The organism is Mycobacterium sp. NGS66 (assembly GCF_059812225.1).
Genome location: NZ_JCALCG010000003.1, coordinates 316,057 through 331,961, shown reverse-complemented (window position 1 = coordinate 331,961; position 15,905 = coordinate 316,057). Strand labels below are relative to the sequence as shown.

The window sequence follows — 15,905 nt, the reverse complement described above, 5'->3', positions numbered from 1 at the left end:
TTATCGTGTGCTTTCGGTTGTCGGGATGGTGATGTCGCGCTTCTGGACCTTTCCGGTGGGCCCCTTGGGCAGCTCGTCGACGAGCCAGACCTTGCGCGGGTACTTGTAAGCGGCCACCCGCCCCTTGACGTAATCGCGCAACTCGTCAGGAGACACCTCGGCGCCTTTCTTCAGGGCAACGGCGGCGCCGACTTCCTCGCCGAGGGAGTCATGCGGGATACCGACGACGGCGGCCTCGGCCACCGCCGGATGCTCGTAGAGCACTTCCTCGATCTCGCGGGGATACACGTTGTAGCCGCCGCGGATGATCATGTCCTTGGTACGGTCGACGATGTAGAAGTAGCCGTCCTCGTCGACGCGTCCGACGTCACCTGTGTTCAGCCAGCCGTCGGCGGTGATCGTCGCTTTGGTCGCCTCGGGTAGGTTCCAGTAACCCTTCATCACGTTGTGGCCGCGGATCTGGATCTCGCCGGTTTCGCCCTGCGGGACCTCGACACCGTCCAGGTCGACCACTCGCATTTCGACGCCCTCAATCGGGGTACCGATCGAGCCCGGCTTGCGCGGCCGGTCCGGATGGTTGAAGGCGGCCGCAGGTGAGCTCTCCGAGAGGCCATAGCCCTCGAGAACGGTGCACCCGAACGCCTTTTCGAAGTCGGTCAGCACCTGGACGGGGAGCGCCGCGCCACCGGAGACGCAGGTGCGCAGGCTGCGCGTCGTCTCCGGTGTGGCCTCCCCCGCCACGCTCAGTAGCGCCGAATACATCGTCGGCACGCCCTCGAAAACCGTTACGCCATCCCGCTCGATCACCGCCAAAGCCGTGCGTGGATCGAATCGGGGAATGAGCGTCAACATCGCGCCGGCGAGGACGGAACTGTTGAGCCCACACGTCAGTCCGAAGACGTGGAACAGCGGCAGGCAACCCATAACCACGTCATCCGGCCCAATTCCGACCAGGGTACGAAGGGCGACCTCGGCGTTACGGCCCAGGTTACCGTGAGTGAGCATGGCGCCCTTGGGTTTTCCGGTGGTGCCCGACGTGTGCAGGATGACCGCGACGTCGTCGTCGTCGCGTTGCACCGGTGTCTCCTGAGCGGGCAGGTCGGCGATCAAATCGGCCAATCCGGCATCGTCGACAATCCAACACTTCGCCCGGACCTCGGCGGCGCCGCCGGTGGCTTCCGCTGCAAAGGCGGGTGTGCCGAACAACGCCTTCGCGCCCGTATTGGACAGGTAGAAGGACACCTCGCGGGATTTCAACAGCGGGTTCATCGGGACCGCGACCGCGCCACGGTACATGATCCCGTAGAACACAATGGCGAATGCCGGCGTGTTGGGCAGCATCACGCCGACCCGATCGCCCGGCTCGACTCCGGCCCGCTGCAGCAGCGTCGCCACCCGGGCGGCCGCGGCGTCGAACTCGGCGTACGTGATCTGTAAGTCGTTGCAGCGCAGCGCAACACGTCCAGGGTGACGGTCCTTCGATGCAACTAGGAAGGTGCTCAGCGCGGTCATGAGTTGCCTCCAGGGAAGTGCTTGTCGGGTGTACTTCCAGGGTTATCTCCGCAGCCGCGAACCACAATGTCCGCGGCGACAACAGCGAGCCCTGTTCGGTGTTACCGCGCACATCCGGCCGTTTCCGGGCATAGGGTTTGGCGGTATGGGCGTGGTATCCGAGCCCCGCAGCGGGCCGCGTGGCGCGGCGGTGGATCCGCACGTCATCGAGCTCGGCAAGCTCATGCTGGCCCGTGCACCAGCGCTCGGCATGGCCATGGCCGACGTGCTCTGCCGCGAGATCGACGCATACCGGGACGGCAGCGTCGTCACCCGGGATCAGGTCGCCGAAAGTTGCGTGGCGAATGTGACGTTCATTTTCCACTCGCTCGCCGGGGACGCCGATGTCTCGCCGGCCAGGCAGACCGGCACCGAGCGCGCGCTGGCCGGGGTGCCGCTGCCGGCGGTGATGACCGCCTATCGGATGGGCTTCCGATTCATGTGGGAGGAGACCCTGGCCACCGCCCGGGCTGCGGCAATACCCACGGACTCGATCTTGGATGCCACCGCTCGGGTCTTCTTCGCGCAGGAGACTTTCACCCAGGCCATGAGCGACGCCTACCGCCAACAACTGACCGCACAGCTACTCGAGCGGGAGGAAGAACGATCGGCGCTGGTGGAAGCGCTGCTGCTGGGCCGGATGACCGACCGGCAGAGCCTGTGGGAGGCGGCTGACCTGTTGCGGCTGCCGACTTCCGGACCTTACGTCGTGGTGGCGGCGACGCTGCCCGCGATCGGGAAGTTGGGGTTGCCGGCGATCGAAAACAAGCTGTCCGCCCGTGACATCCGCTCGGCGTGGCGGCTGCTGCCGGATTTGCAGGTCGGGATCGTGCATCTGCGACCGTCCGACGGCCTCGGCGCGCTTCTCGAGGTACTGCGGCAGGCGGCTACCGTCCGTGTCGGCATCAGTCCACCGTTTCACGAGCTGTCCGAGACCGGCGACGCGCTGCGATACGCCCGGCTGGCGGTCAGCGGGAAAGCATCGGCAGAGTCGCTGGTCACCGTCTTTGACGACACCCCCCTCGCGGTCGCAGCGGTCAGCGCACCCGAGGTCATGGCGAAGATCAGGTCAACGCTGCTGGGGCGGGTGGACGCACTGCCGGCCGACGAACGCACGCTGTTGCTAGACACCTTTCAGGCTTGGCTGCAGGCGGGCGGCTCTGCCAACGACACCGCAACGCTGATCTACTGCCATCCCAATACCGTGCGGCACCGGCTGCGCCGCATCGAAGAGTTGACCGGCCGATCATTGTCTCGACCCAGAGACCTCGCCGAGCTGTGTCTGGCTTTCGAGGTCGAGCGGCATGTGCCTTAGTGGGCCTTTAGCGGCTTTTGTTTCCGGAAGACAACAGCCCGTCGCAAGTTGGTCGGTTCGAGACATTACCGAGCTGAGGGCGGCTGGGTAAATTCTCTACTCGAAGCCAGTGATTCGATCACCGCCAGCTCGAATCCTCAAGTGCTGCAACATATCCCGATCATCCCAACACCGCCGCAGGGCGGAGAAATGAAGGCGAAGCCATGTTCGAAGCGATCGCGCAAATCACCATCTACCTCGCGATGGTTCTGCTTCCGGTGCTCATCCCGGCAGTGTTCCACGTCGTCTACGTTGCCCGCGAGCGTCAGCGCAGCTTCCGACCGGGCCTCGCCATCCGACTCCCCCGGGTCACGGCACCTCGTGTGGCCGTTCCTGCCGCAGCCTGATCGCTGCCCCACCCAACCCGACCGGGCCCGCCAACGTAGCCGGGCCCGGTCATTTCGTGTGCAGGACCGCGCTGCCATACCAGTGACAGGCCAGCAACGCCAGTTCGACGTCGAGCCGGTCACTGCCGATCTCGCTGGCGCGCCGGGCAACCGCTCGCCCCACTCGGTACTTCACCGAGTTGAAGTGCATGTTGAGTTCCTCGGCGGCCAGCTTGTAGCTGGCGCCGCAACCGAGATACACCCGCAGCGTCTCGCGTAGCCGTGCGTCGTTCTCGGTGTCGCACCCTAGATTCCCGAGCACGTCTGCCACCCATTCGCGGATGCCTGGCACGTCACTGCCAAGACGCGCCACCACGGACAACCCCGGATCGGTGGAGGCGATCACCGTCGGTTCGCGCCACTCTCTGACGACGGCAACGGCGCGGGCCTCGGCGGCCTCTCGGTGCGAGCGGCGAAAACCGTCGACGCCGCCGGCCATCGCCCCGACGGCCAAGCTCGGCGAGTCCGAGCGGCTCCGCGCGAAATGGCGGACGGCCTGCACGACATTGTCGGATCCCGCGCGGTAGGGCAACCAGCCCCACCCGCAGCTGCGGTCGGCAGCAACGAACAGTGGGCCGGCGTCCGTGTGGGCGGCCTCGCCCAATTCGCGCAGATACTTTTGCAGTCGGGGAAGTTCGTCGCCTTCCGAGTCGGGAAACCACATGACCAGCCCTACGTGGTGCCACCGCAACGGATAGCGGATCGAGGTGGACGCCGCATCGACGTCGATGGTCTTGGTCGCGGCAAGGATCTCGCGCACCCGCACACCACGCAGGACGTTCTGGTTCTCTAGCCATCGTTCGCGCTCGTCTTCATAGACGGCGACAACTTGCTGGGACATCCAGTCGATGTACTCGAATATGGCGACGCTCATCGCCTCGATCACCGCCACCCGCATTGGTTCCGGGACATCGGTGGCGCGCAGCTCGGCAAAAATCAACTCGGTCATCCGGCGCTGACCGAGCCGATAGGCCCGCACCAGCGCGTTGACCGGAACACCGTGCTGGGCCAACCGACGCGCGTACTCCAATGCTGCTGTGGGAGCCTCGACCCGCTCGACCGCGATGTCGTGACGCAAGGCGCGCAGCATCGTGTCCACGTTGCCCTCGATGCTGGGCCCGAGCATCTCGAGAATTCGCGCGTCGCGGCGCAGATCGGGGATCTGTTCCTCGAGGTATCGATCGACGTCCGCCGACACTTCGGTCACCCGATCCTGCAATCGGGTCGCGACCTCGGCGACATAACGGCTCACCCCGACGTCGCTGGCACGGCGGGAATTCTCCACGTCAACGACGTTAGCCGCCCGCGTTGTCTTCTGGCGATAACGCCGACGCACGGCTTTGTCGATCGACGACTGTGTCATGCCGCACCGAATTCCTACCGTTAGCGGCACTCTGTCGTCGCAAACCAAGTCATCTCAACCAAGGAGCCACCGCCATGGCACTCACCCAACCGCATCTTCCCGCGTTCGATCCGGACGAGTTCCTGCGCAAGCCGCTGTTGGAGCGAATGCGCATCCTCGCCATCGACTGGGCCGAAAACGGTTTCGGCTCACCACGAATGGTCCACCTGATCTACATCGTCAAGCTGGTCGTCTTCTTCGCCATCGGCGGCATCACGGTCGCCACCGCAACATCGGGCCTGCCGGCCTTCTGGCATGTCACGCAATGGTGGAACCAGCCGATCGTCTATCAAAAGGTCATCCTGTGGACCGTGCTGCTCGAGGCCATCGGCGTCGCCGGATCCTGGGGTCCGCTGGCCGGCAAGATCAAGCCGATGACCGGCGGCATCTATTTCTGGGCCCGGCCGGGCACCATCCGGCTGCGACCGTGGAAGTGGGTGCCGTTCACCAACGGCCACCGGCGCACCTGGTTCGACATCGGGCTGTACCTCGCGCTGCTGGTCAGCCTGGCCGTTGCCCTGGTCCTGCCGGGTGTGCACAGCGACTCGCTGTCGAAGATGTTGCCGGACAACGTATCCGGGCTCGTAGACCCGGCCCTGCTGGTGGCCCCGATCGCGCTGCTGGTGCTGATCGGGCTGCGGGACAAGACCATATTCTTGGCCGCCCGCGGCGAGCAGTACTTCCCGGCGCTGGTGTTCTTCGCCGTGCTGCCATTCACCAACATGATCGTCGCGCTGAAGATGTTGATCGTCGTGGTCTGGGTTGGCGCCGGTTTCTCGAAGTTCGGCAAGCACTTCTCCAACGTGATTCCGCCGATGGTCAGCAACAGCCCCTTCATCCCGTTCAAGTGGCTCAAGCGGGCGCACTACCGCGATTTCCCGCGCGACATGCGGCCGTCGCGGGTGGCGGGTTTCATGGCACACGTCAACGGCACCTTCGTCGAGATCGTCGCTCCGCTGGCCCTGTTCTTCTCCACCAACAAATGGCTGACGCTGGGCGCTGCGCTGCTGATGGTGGGGTTCCACCTGTTCATCATCTCGACCTTCCCGCTGGCCGTTCCGCTGGAATGGAACGCCGTATTCGCCTATGCCACAGTGTTTTTGTTCCTCGGGTTCCCGAATTGGGCCGGATACGCCCCGTGGGACATGACTCCGCCCTGGCTGGCCGCCGTCATCGCTGCGGGTCTGCTGTGCTACCCGATCCTGGGGAACCTGCGGCCGGACAAGGTCTCGTTCCTGCCGTCGCTGCGCCAATATGCGGGCAACTGGGCCTCGGCGGTGTGGGCGTTCGCACCCGGCGCGGAGGACAAGCTGAACCGGGTCACCCGCTCGGCCGGAAACCAGGTCGACCAGTTCGTCGCGTTCGGTTACGAGCCGCAGTGGGCCGAGATCACCGCGCAGAAGACGATCGCCTGGCGCTCCATGCACAGTCAGGGCCGCGGCCTGTTCTCATTGCTGGTCAGCCGACTTCCGGATGTCGATACCCGGACCGTGCGCGAGGGCGAGTTCTTGTGCAATTCCCTGATCGGGTTCAACTTCGGCGACGGCCACCTGCACAATGAAGACTTGATCCAAGCCGTGCAGCAGCAAGCCGAATTCGAGCCGGGCGAGTGCGTCATCGCCTGGGTGGAGTCGGAGGCCGTGGGCAGCGGCGTTCAGCACTACAAGCTGATCGACGCCGCCTTGGGAGTCGTCGAGCGCGGGACCTGGGAGGTGGCCGACGTCGTCGCCGAACAGCCGTGGCTGCCCAACGGTCCGGTACCGACCCACGTGACGTGGTCGCTGCGCGACGGGACCGGTTCGTTGCAGCGTGAACGTGAGCGAGGAGCTCTGACATGACCACAGCAGTGGTGGTGGGCGGCGGGCCTAATGGGCTCGCCGCCGCCATTTGCCTGGCCGCCGAAGGCGTGGAAGTCACTGTGTTGGAGGCCGCCGACGAGGTCGGTGGTGGCGTCCGCAGCAGCGAGGCGATTATCCCTGGCTTGTTGCACGACCACTGCTCGGCCATCCACCCGATGGCCGTCGGCTCGCCGTTTCATGCCCGATTCGACCTGCAGCGGTACGGGCTGTCGTGGCGGTGGCCGGAGATCGATTGCGTCCATCCGCTCGACGGCGGCGGAGCGGGCGTGCTGTACCGCTCGGTGTCGGAGACCGCTGCCGGCCTCGGGAGCGACGGGTCGCGGTGGCGGTTGGCGTTCGGCTACCCAGCGGAACGGTTCGACACGTTGAGCGACGACATCATGCGGCCGTTGCTGCGGTTGCCGCGGCATCCGTTGGCGTTGGCGCGCTTCGGCGCACCGACCGTGTTGCCGGCGTCGACCTTCGCTCGGCTGTTCCGCACCGACGAGGGACGCGCGTTGTTCGGAGGCGTTGCGGCTCATGCCTTTCGGCCGTTGCACTATCCGATGACCACGGCGATCGGGATGGGCATCATCGCCGCCGGGCACCGGCATGGCTGGGCAGTGGCCGAAGGCGGCTCGCAGTCGATCACGCAGGCGATGGTGGCGCTGGTGGGTGAGCTGGGCGGCAAGATCGAGACCGGCGTTCGGGTCGAGGCTTTGTCGCAGCTGCCGTCGGCGGACGTCACGATGTTCGACCTGGCGCCCGGCGCGGTCGCCGGGATTCTCGGCGATCGGTTGCCCCGCCGAATTTCGCGCGCGTTCAACAGCTTCCGGCGCGGTCCCGGTGCCTTCAAGGTGGACTTCGCCGTCGAAGGTGGCGTGCCGTGGACGAATCCGGACGCCCACCGGGCCGGCACCGTCCATCTGGCCGGGACCTACGCCGAACTCGCCGCGACCGAGCGGGACATCCACGCCGGGCGGATGCCCGAGCGGCCGTTCGTACTGGTTGGGCAGCAGTATCTGGCCGACCCGCAACGCTCGGTGGGCAACGTCCATCCGGTGTGGAGCTACGCGCACGTCCCCAACGGCTACACCGGCGACGCCACGGAGGCGATCGTCGCCCAGATCGAGCGGTTCGCGCCCGGCTTCCGGGATCGCATTGTGGGCCAAGCGGTTCGGAGCACCACGGAGATGTCCGCCTACAACCTGAATTATGTCGGCGGCGATATCATGACGGGATCCAAGGACATTCGCCAGCTGACGTTCGGACCGCGGATCACATTGTCGCCCTACACTATTGGCGTGCCGGGCAAGTATATCTGCTCAGCGGCCACCCCGCCGGGGCCGGGCGCGCATGGCATGTGCGGCGCCAACGCCGCCCAACTCGCGCTGGCCTATCTGGGCAGGTAGCGCTCATTGGCCGCCGCGCTGGCTTGGCATCGAGATACCGGGGGGGCTTTCGGTGTGAATGTAGGGCTTTGGCGGTGCACGTAGGGCTTTCGGTGTGCACGTAGGGCGGGGATTGGCGCGATTTTCCACCCAGGCGGCACAATCAACGCCAAGGCTTCACAACCAAAGCCCAGTGCTCACAAACAATGCCGAAATCGCTGTGCCTGTCGTCGCGGCTGTAGCCGCCGCGCCTACGCCTCAGACCGTCAAGTATCCGCCGTCGACAGCGATCGTCGTGCCAGTGATATAGCAGGCCGCGTCGGTGCAAAGGAACAACACCGCCGGTGCGACCTCGTCGGGCCGGCCCATCCTGCCCATCGGGGTGTGACGTATTTCCGGTTCGAGCAATTGGGGGATGTCGAGCATGGGTCGGGTCATCCGGGTATCGATCAATCCGGGCGCGACGGCGTTGACCCGGATGCCGTCGTCGACCCAGCGCCGGGCAAGGTTCTTGGTGAACGCCACCATCCCCGCTTTCGACGAACTGTAGGCCGGCACATTGACGGCGGACACGAACGCCGACATCGACGCGATGCTGACCACGCTGGCGCCGCCGGCGGCCTGGCTTGCCTTGAGCCGGTCATGGCAGGCCATCGTCAGGCGCATGTGGGCGAGCAGGTTAACCGCCACCGACCCGGCGTAGCCGTCGGGATCCCATTCGTCCTGGTGACCCGCGTATGGGCCACCGGCGTTGTTGACCAGAATGTCGAGGGCGCCCAACGACTCCGCCAATGCATCTATGGCGGCGACGTCCGACATCTGACACTGACGGAATTGCATTGCGGTCAAGTCTGTTTCGGGATACTCCTGTGCCGATGCGCGGGTACCGGTGACCGTGACGGCAGCGCCTGCCTTGGCAAAATCGGCGGCGATCGCGTAGCCGATGCCGTGAGTGCCGCCCGTCACCAGCACGTTGGCACCGGTGAAGTCGAAGCTGACGGTGTTGTGTTGGACGGTCATTGGCCCTCTCGATTCACTTGGTCTCAGTTCCCCTGCATTGTGCAACCTGGGCCATGTAGCAACTGGCGCGAGCAGACGCAAAATCACCCCACGCGCCGCTGTTTTAGGGGATTTTGCGTTCCCCCGCAAGCGGGAGGTGCCCCCTGCTCGCGCCATCACCGTCTCGGCGAAAAGGGCCTTTTATACGTTCGAATGGACCTAGCATGAGTGCCATACCTCCACGCAGGAGCACCACACGAGGATTGGACGGAAATGAAGCGATCGATTTTCAAATTGGGCGCGGCGGGTTTGCTGGCTGTTGCGGCGTCGGTGACGACCGGCGTGGGCGTCAGCAACGCCGACACACTCCAGACCGAAGGTAGCTACCCGACTCACCAGGCTTGTCAGGACGCCGGCCCCGGCGTGAAAGCCACAACGCCACCGTTTAATTGGAACAACTTCTGGTGTGTTCCGGATCCTCGGGCCGCCGGTCACTGGCGCTTGGTTTTGAGCAACGGTTAAGAGCCCGCTCGAGGCGGCGCGAGCAGACGCAAAATTCCCCGAAACGCCGAGGTTTTAGGGAATTTTGCGTCTGCTCGCGCTAGTACCGGTAGAAGCCCTCGCCGGTCTTGAGACCGAGCTTGCCCGCATCCACATACTGCTGCAACAAGTCCCGCACGCTCTTGGGCAGGTACGGAAACTCTTCGGCGTAGTGGTTCTCGATGTCGAGCACAACGTCCAGGCCGACGATGTCCATCATTTGGAATGGCCCGGCGGGCACACCCCAATTGACCTTGAACATCCCGTCGACATCCTCCGGCCGCGCCACACCTTCGGCGACCACCGCGATGCACTCGCGCTTGATGGCGGCCCAGACCCGATTGAAGATGAAGCCGGTGCACTCCTTGCGGGCTTCGAAGGGGTGGACACCGAATTCGGGCAGGACGGTCAGCAGGGTGTCCAGCAGGCCGCGGTCGGTCTGGCCGTCCGACATCAGGTCGAGCGCATTGAACTGCGGCGGCATGTAGAAGTGTGTGTTGCACAAACGTGTTTTGTCGCGGACGTTTTCGGCCATCAGCCGCGACGGGAACGACGACGAGTTGGTGGCGAAGATGGTGTCCGGAGGCGCGGCCCGGTCGATCTCGCCCCATAGCGGGATCTTGATGTCGAGCCGTTCGGGAACGGATTCGACGGCAAGCCAGGCACCGTCCAGCGCCTCCTCGAGCGACGCTGCCCCGACCGCCGTGCCTATCTCACCAAAGCCTCTGTCCTGCAAGAGTTTAGGGAGATTTTCGGTCACGTATTGGGTGGCTTCGGCGCGCTGCTCGGGCCGGCGGGCATAGATCCGCACGGTTCCTCCGCGACTCGCGAGCATCAGCGCGATGCGCCGGCCCAGCGTTCCCGCCCCGATCACCGCGGCGGGGCGGTTGCGAATGTCTTCGAAGGTGTAGGTGTACTTGCCGGTCACACCAGCATGCTAGATCGTGGCTGAGCGTCTGGTTCCGTCGCGAAGCGACAAAGATGGGCAGACTGTTGTCTCATGCAAACTACGCTGCGACGTGATTTGTTGAAGCATCGCCGTCTTATGCAGCATTGCTAGGCGATGATATCTACTACTGCGGAGATGATCGCTGAGGATTTGCGGCGATACGGTGAGGACACCGTCGCCGACTGGGTTCTGGTGTGCAGCGACGACGAGTTGACCAGGACATGCTCGGTGGGACATTGGATATACCTGTCCGGAACTAACCTCGCTTCGGCGACCGCCTTGGCCGCGGTTTACGTCCGCGAAGGTCACCCCCGGGAGCTGGTCCGCAAGCGTCGCAAGCACTCCACCACCGCCGAAGGGCCACTGCTGGAAAACGGCCGGCGTTGTTCGCGGGCAGGCAGAGACCGCGCATCGGCCTACTACCCGTTCTACGGCGTCGACGACGATGCCATCGAGTACTGGCGGCCGGCCGCAGAACACGATGATTGGAAACAGAAACGTCGGCAAGCCATTGCCAGAGGCAAAGCGCAGGGATACGGCTACCCAGACGAGCCCGATGCGGAATGACGGCCACCCGCGAGGGTGCGCAAATGTACACGAATTGCAGCGTTTAGACGTACATTTACGGACGCTCGCCGGAGGTGGGGGGTCTCGCGGGAGGTGTTGCTAGAGCAGCGTAATCTGTTCGGGCTCGGGCTCGGTCTCGGCCGGCTCGAGCAACTCGGGGCCGTTGTTGCGCACGTTGTTGACTAGCGTCGACACCTGGCGCACCTCGATGTCGCGCACATCCGGCGGGCGGGCCAGCAGCTCGGGATCCAGCGGCGCATCCGGATTCAGCCAGGCATCCCAGTCGGGTTCGGCCAGCATCAGCGGCATCCGGTCGTGGATCTCGGCGAGCTCGCCCACCGCGTCGGTGGTGATGATCGTGCAACTCAACAGCGGTTCAGCATCTTTGGCGGGCTTCCACACCGACCACAAGCCCGCCGCGAACAACGGCTCACCGTCACCGCGATACATGTAGAACGGCGTCTTGGGTGACTTCTTGCCCCCGGCCGTCTCGGCGTTGACCCGCCATTCGTAGTAGCCGTCCATGGGGACCAGGCAGCGTTTGGATTTCGCGCTCGAGCGAAACGCCGGCGAGGTGGTCACCTTGTCCGCGCGCGCGTTGATCAGCAGCGGGCCCTTGCCCTCGGGTGCTCCGTCGGCACCGGCCTTGGCCCACGGCGGAATCAACCCCCACCGCATGAGTCGCACGCGGCGCGTCGCCTCATCGTCGGGCTCGGCATGGCGCGTGACCACGGTCGCGACGGTGGCCGTCGGCGCCACGTTGTAGTTGGGTTCAGCGGCACGTTCCGAGGCGCCGGTGGCCTCGTCGATCGCCTTGATCTTCTGGGCCAACAGGGCCGGGTCCGTCGTCACCGCAAAGCGTCCACACATACGACCCATGGTGCCTGCTATCCACGACACCCGCCGAGACGGCAGGATGGTGCAGGTGAGCACCACGCCCTGGCCGGCCCCCTGCGCGCGGACACCGGTGCACGCGACGGTGACCGTCCCGGGCTCGAAGTCCCAGACAAACCGGGCACTGATCCTGGCGGGGCTGGCGGCCGCGCAAGGCCTGGGCACGTCGACGATCTCGGGTGCCCTGCGCAGCCGGGACACCGACCTGATGATCGGCGCGCTGCGGACGCTGGGCCTGCAAGTGGACGGGGACGGCTCCGAGCTCACGGTCAGCGGCGAAATCGACCCCGACCCGGACGCGCGCGTGGACTGCGGCCTGGCCGGCACGGTGTTGCGTTTCGTCCCGCCACTGGCCGCGTTGAGCGCATCATCGGTCATCTTCGACGGCGACGAACAGGCGCGGGCCCGGCCGATCGCACCGCTGCTGGACGCACTGCGCGGTCTCGGCGTCCCCGTGGACGGGACGGGGCTGCCGTTTCGGGTGCAGGGCAGCGGATCGGTCACCGGAGGGACGGTGGCCATCGATGCCTCGGCGTCCTCGCAGTTCGTGTCCGGCCTGCTGTTGTGCGGGGCGTCGTTCACCGAGGGCCTGACCGTGCAGCACACGGGCGCCACATTGCCGTCCGCGCCGCACATCGCGATGACCGTGGCAATGCTGCGTCAGGCCGGCGTCGACGTCGACGACTTGGCCGAAAACCGATGGCAGGTCCGGCCGGGCGCGGTCAAGGCCCGACATTGGGACGTCGAACCCGATCTGACCAACGCTGTCGCATTCCTCGCGGCGGCCGTGGCCACCGGCGGAACCGTGCGCATCACCGGCTGGCCGGCGGCCAGCGTCCAACCCGCCGACCACATCCTGGACATCCTGCGCAAGCTGAATGCCGTTGTCACCCAAACCGATTCATACCTCGAGGTGCAGGGACCAACCGGGTACCCCGGATTCGACGTCGACCTGCGCGCCGTCGGCGAGCTCACCCCATCGGTGGCCGCACTGGCGGCATTGGCCGACCCGGGGTCGGTGTCGCGGCTGGCCGGCATCGCTCACCTGCGCGGTCACGAAACCGACCGGCTTGCCGCGCTGAGCGCCGAAATCAACCGCCTGGGCGGCGACTGCCGGGAAACGACCGACGGCCTGGTGATCACCGCGACAGCGCTGCGGCCCGGTGTCTGGCGCGCATATGCCGATCACCGAATGGCGATGGCCGGGGCCATCGTCGGGTTGCGGGTCGACGGCGTAGACGTCGACGACATTGCCGCCACCACCAAGACGCTGCCGGAATTCCCGCGACTTTGGGCCGAAATGGTCGAAGGATCTTGAGGCCCGGCGACTACGACGAGTCCGACGTCAAGATCCGCTCCGGCAGAGGCTCGCGACCCCGGACCAAGACCCGGCCCGAACACGCCGACGCCGAATCGGCCATGGTGGTCAGCGTCGATCGCGGCCGGTGGGGGTGTGTGCTCGGCGGCGATCCCGATCGGCGGGTGACCGCCATGCGTGCCCGCGAGCTGGGGCGCACGCCGATCGTCGTCGGCGACGACGTCGACGTGGTCGGCGATCTGTCCGGACGTCCGGACACCTTGGCCCGTATCGTGCGGCGGGGTCCGCGACGAACGGTGTTGCGCCGCACCGCCGATGACACCGACCCCACCGAGCGGGTAGTGGTCGCCAATGCCGACCAGCTGCTGATGGTGGTGGCGCTGGCCGACCCGCCGCCGCGCACCGGGCTGGTCGACCGGGCGCTGATCGCCGCTTACGCGGGCGGGCTCACGCCGATCCTGTGCCTGACAAAGACGGATTTGGCCCCACCGGAGCCGTTCGCCGAGCAGTTCGTCGACCTGGACTTGACGGTGGTAACGGCGGGCGTCGACGACCCACTGCTCGCGGTGGCGGACCTGCTTGCCGGCAAGATCACCGTGCTGCTCGGACACTCCGGGGTCGGCAAGTCGACCTTAGTGAATCGCCTTGTCCCCCAGGCTGATCGGGCCGTCGGCGCGGTGACCGAGATCGGCCGCGGACGGCACACCTCGACCCAGTCGGTGGCGTTACCGCTGGATCCCGATGGCTGGGTGATCGACACGCCGGGCATCCGCTCGTTCGGGTTGGCCCATATCCAGCCCGATGATGTGTTGTTGGCGTTCGCGGATCTGGCCGAGGCGATCCAGGATTGCCCTCGCGGCTGCGGACACATGGGGCCGCCGGCCGATCCCGAGTGCGCGCTGGACACGCTGTCCGGACCCGCCGCGCGCCGGGTGGTCGCGGCCCGGCGGCTGCTGTCGGTGCTCAGGGAGGGCTGACTTCCTTAGCGCGCCAGCCGCATGCCGAGCTCGTCTGGTGGCACCAAATGCCCTTCCGCGCAGCGGATTTCCACCTCCGCGTCGGCGCCACAGCCGAGATGGGTCAGCCGCAACCGATGACGGCCCGGGAGGTGACGCTGGCCCCACTGGAACATCGCCCACACCACCGGCATGAACTCGATGCCGGCTTCGGTGAGCACATACTCGTCGCGGCTGCGCTGGCCGGGCTCTCGGTAAGGCCGGCGCCGCAGCAGTCCGATGTCGACCAGTTCGGCCAGCCGCGCCGACGCGGCGGCCTTGGTGATGCCGACCCGTCGTGCGAAGTCGTCGAACCGGGTGGTGCCGTAGTACGCCTCGCGCATGATGAGCATCGCGGATTTGGTGCCGACGACCGTCATGGTCTTCTCGATCGCGCACTCGCCGACCGCCGACCACGCGTCGCGGTCGGCCAGTCGCCCTTGCAGCATTGTCACGGAGATCACCCTCCCATCTGGGTTGCGTCAAGTATACCCAGGTGCTATAGCTGGGTATAGCAGTCGATACTCAGCTCAAGGAGGAGCCATGACTCGTGACGCCGTGATCGTCGGCGCTGTCCGTACCCCCGTCGGCAAGGGCAAGGCCAGCGGCGCCCTGCATGACGTGCTGCCGGCCGACCTGCTGGCGCACAGCCTGCGCGAACTCGTGGCCCGCACCGGTGTGGACGCCGCCCACATCGACGACGTCATCGCCGGCGCCGTCACCCAGGCCGGCGATCAGGCCGTCAACATCGCACGTAATGCCTTGCTGGGAGCCGGATTTCCGGAATCAGTGCCCGGGACAACGGTAGATCGGCAGTGCGGCAGCAGCCAGCAGGCCATCAGCTTCGCCGCCCACGGCGTGATCGCCGGCGCCTACGACCTGGTCATCGCATCGGGTGTGGAATCGATGAGCCGCGTACCGATGGGCACCTCGGTGCTGCCCGGGAGCAATCCGTTCGGCGCGGACATGACCCGGCGCTACCCCGACGGCCTGGTACCGCAGGGCATCAGCGCCGAGCTGATCGCCGCGAAGTGGGGGTTTTCGCGCAGCCAGATCGACGAATTCTCCGCGGCCAGCCATGAGAAGGCCGCCGCGGCCACCAAGGACGGGCTGTTCGACAACGAGCTGATCCCGGTCGCCGGGCTTACCACCGACGAGATCATCCGGCCCGGCACGACGGTCGAATCACTGGCCGGGCTGCAGCCGGCCTTCTACAGCGAGGCGATGAAAGAGCGCTTCCCGCAGATCAATTGGTTGATCACCCCCGGGAACTCCTCGCCGCTATCCGACGGCAGCGCCGCAGTCCTCATCACCACCAGCGAGCACGCCAAGAAGCTGGGCCTGCGCCCGCTGGCCCGCATCCACACCACCACGGCGGTCGGCTCAGACCCGCTGTACATGCTGACCGGCGTCATCCCCGCGACCGAGCGGGTGTTGCAGCGAGCCGGTTTGACGCTGGCCGATATCGATCTGTTCGAGGTCAACGAGGCATTCGCTCCCGTCGTGCTGGCCTGGGCGCATGACACGGGCGCCGACCTGGCCAAGACCAACGTCAACGGCGGGGCGATCGCAATCGGGCACCCGCTGGGCGCCAGCGGCGCCCGCATCATGACCACCCTGGTCAACGCGCTGCATCAGCGGGGCGGGCGCTACGGTCTGCAGACGATGTGCGAGGGCGGCGGCATGGCCAACGCCACGATCATCGAGCGTCTGTGAGCCGG

At 66.1% G+C, this 15,905-nt stretch carries 14 protein-coding genes; 8 read left to right on the top strand and 6 right to left on the bottom strand.

Annotated features, from left to right (window positions below; genetic code table 11):
* A complete protein-coding gene (locus AC5Y2L_RS09395; protein WP_499933390.1) occupies nucleotides 1–1,512 on the bottom strand; it encodes a long-chain-fatty-acid--CoA ligase in 1,512 nt (503 codons plus the stop codon).
* 145 nt (nucleotides 1,513–1,657) lie between these two features.
* Here AC5Y2L_RS09395 and AC5Y2L_RS09390 point away from each other — a divergent pair, with 145 nt between their 5' ends.
* Both AC5Y2L_RS09390 and AC5Y2L_RS09385 read left to right on the top strand, forming a co-directional pair.
* Nucleotides 1,658–2,866, top strand: coding sequence for a PucR family transcriptional regulator (locus AC5Y2L_RS09390; RefSeq protein ID WP_499933391.1), 1,209 nt, complete (start codon nucleotides 1,658–1,660; stop codon nucleotides 2,864–2,866).
* Between the two features lie 203 nt (nucleotides 2,867–3,069).
* Nucleotides 3,070–3,252, top strand: a complete 183-nt coding sequence (locus AC5Y2L_RS09385) for a hypothetical protein (protein ID WP_499933392.1) — start codon at nucleotides 3,070–3,072, stop codon at nucleotides 3,250–3,252.
* Between the two features lie 49 nt (nucleotides 3,253–3,301).
* Here the strand turns inward: AC5Y2L_RS09385 and AC5Y2L_RS09380 are convergent, their stop codons facing one another.
* Complete coding sequence (locus AC5Y2L_RS09380) at nucleotides 3,302–4,654, bottom strand: RsbRD N-terminal domain-containing protein (RefSeq protein ID WP_499933393.1); 1,353 nt, start codon at nucleotides 4,652–4,654, stop codon at nucleotides 3,302–3,304.
* Between the two features lie 74 nt (nucleotides 4,655–4,728).
* Between AC5Y2L_RS09380 and AC5Y2L_RS09375 the strand changes: the two genes are divergently transcribed.
* Together AC5Y2L_RS09375 and AC5Y2L_RS09370 are read left to right on the top strand one after the other, a co-directional pair.
* Complete coding sequence (locus AC5Y2L_RS09375) at nucleotides 4,729–6,531, top strand: DUF3556 domain-containing protein (RefSeq protein WP_499933394.1); 1,803 nt, start codon at nucleotides 4,729–4,731, stop codon at nucleotides 6,529–6,531.
* Nucleotides 6,528–7,943, top strand: coding sequence for a phytoene desaturase family protein (locus AC5Y2L_RS09370; RefSeq protein WP_499933396.1), 1,416 nt, complete (start codon nucleotides 6,528–6,530; stop codon nucleotides 7,941–7,943). The genes AC5Y2L_RS09375 and AC5Y2L_RS09370 overlap by 4 nt, the downstream gene beginning before the upstream one ends.
* Before the next feature lie 237 nt (nucleotides 7,944–8,180).
* Here the strand turns inward: AC5Y2L_RS09370 and AC5Y2L_RS09365 are convergent, their stop codons facing one another.
* Both AC5Y2L_RS09365 and AC5Y2L_RS09360 read right to left on the bottom strand, forming a co-directional pair.
* The gene (locus AC5Y2L_RS09365; protein WP_499933398.1) at nucleotides 8,181–8,942 is read right to left on the bottom strand and encodes an SDR family NAD(P)-dependent oxidoreductase; all 762 of its coding nucleotides are present in this window, start codon (nucleotides 8,940–8,942) and stop codon (nucleotides 8,181–8,183) included.
* Nucleotides 8,943–9,522: 580 nt separating this feature from the next.
* Nucleotides 9,523–10,389, bottom strand: coding sequence for a 3-hydroxyacyl-CoA dehydrogenase family protein (locus tag AC5Y2L_RS09360; RefSeq protein WP_499933400.1), 867 nt, complete (start codon nucleotides 10,387–10,389; stop codon nucleotides 9,523–9,525).
* Between the two features lie 156 nt (nucleotides 10,390–10,545).
* Between AC5Y2L_RS09360 and AC5Y2L_RS09355 the strand changes: the two genes are divergently transcribed.
* Complete coding sequence (locus AC5Y2L_RS09355) at nucleotides 10,546–10,977, top strand: hypothetical protein (RefSeq protein ID WP_499933401.1); 432 nt, start codon at nucleotides 10,546–10,548, stop codon at nucleotides 10,975–10,977.
* Nucleotides 10,978–11,076: 99 nt separating this feature from the next.
* On the opposite strand, the gene AC5Y2L_RS09350 is transcribed toward AC5Y2L_RS09355, so the two are convergent.
* Entirely contained in the window at nucleotides 11,077–11,847 is a 771-nt protein-coding gene (locus tag AC5Y2L_RS09350; protein ID WP_499933403.1) for an SOS response-associated peptidase, read from the bottom strand.
* A gap of 55 nt (nucleotides 11,848–11,902) precedes the next feature.
* Here AC5Y2L_RS09350 and aroA point away from each other — a divergent pair, with 55 nt between their 5' ends.
* The gene (gene aroA / locus AC5Y2L_RS09345; RefSeq protein WP_499933404.1) at nucleotides 11,903–13,189 is read left to right on the top strand and encodes a 3-phosphoshikimate 1-carboxyvinyltransferase; all 1,287 of its coding nucleotides are present in this window, start codon (nucleotides 11,903–11,905) and stop codon (nucleotides 13,187–13,189) included.
* Nucleotides 13,186–14,166, top strand: a complete 981-nt coding sequence (gene rsgA, locus AC5Y2L_RS09340) for a ribosome small subunit-dependent GTPase A (protein WP_499933406.1) — start codon at nucleotides 13,186–13,188, stop codon at nucleotides 14,164–14,166. The genes aroA and rsgA overlap by 4 nt, the downstream gene beginning before the upstream one ends.
* A 5-nt stretch (nucleotides 14,167–14,171) precedes the next feature.
* Here the strand turns inward: rsgA and AC5Y2L_RS09335 are convergent, their stop codons facing one another.
* Nucleotides 14,172–14,639 carry a winged helix-turn-helix transcriptional regulator gene (locus tag AC5Y2L_RS09335; protein ID WP_499933408.1) on the bottom strand — a complete coding sequence of 156 codons (468 nt, stop codon included), beginning with the start codon at nucleotides 14,637–14,639 and terminating at the stop codon, nucleotides 14,172–14,174.
* Between the two features lie 88 nt (nucleotides 14,640–14,727).
* On the opposite strand from AC5Y2L_RS09335, the gene AC5Y2L_RS09330 reads away from it, so the two are divergent.
* Nucleotides 14,728–15,900 carry a thiolase family protein gene (locus AC5Y2L_RS09330; protein WP_499933410.1) on the top strand — a complete coding sequence of 391 codons (1,173 nt, stop codon included), beginning with the start codon at nucleotides 14,728–14,730 and terminating at the stop codon, nucleotides 15,898–15,900.
* The last annotated feature ends 5 nt before the right edge of the window (nucleotides 15,901–15,905 follow it).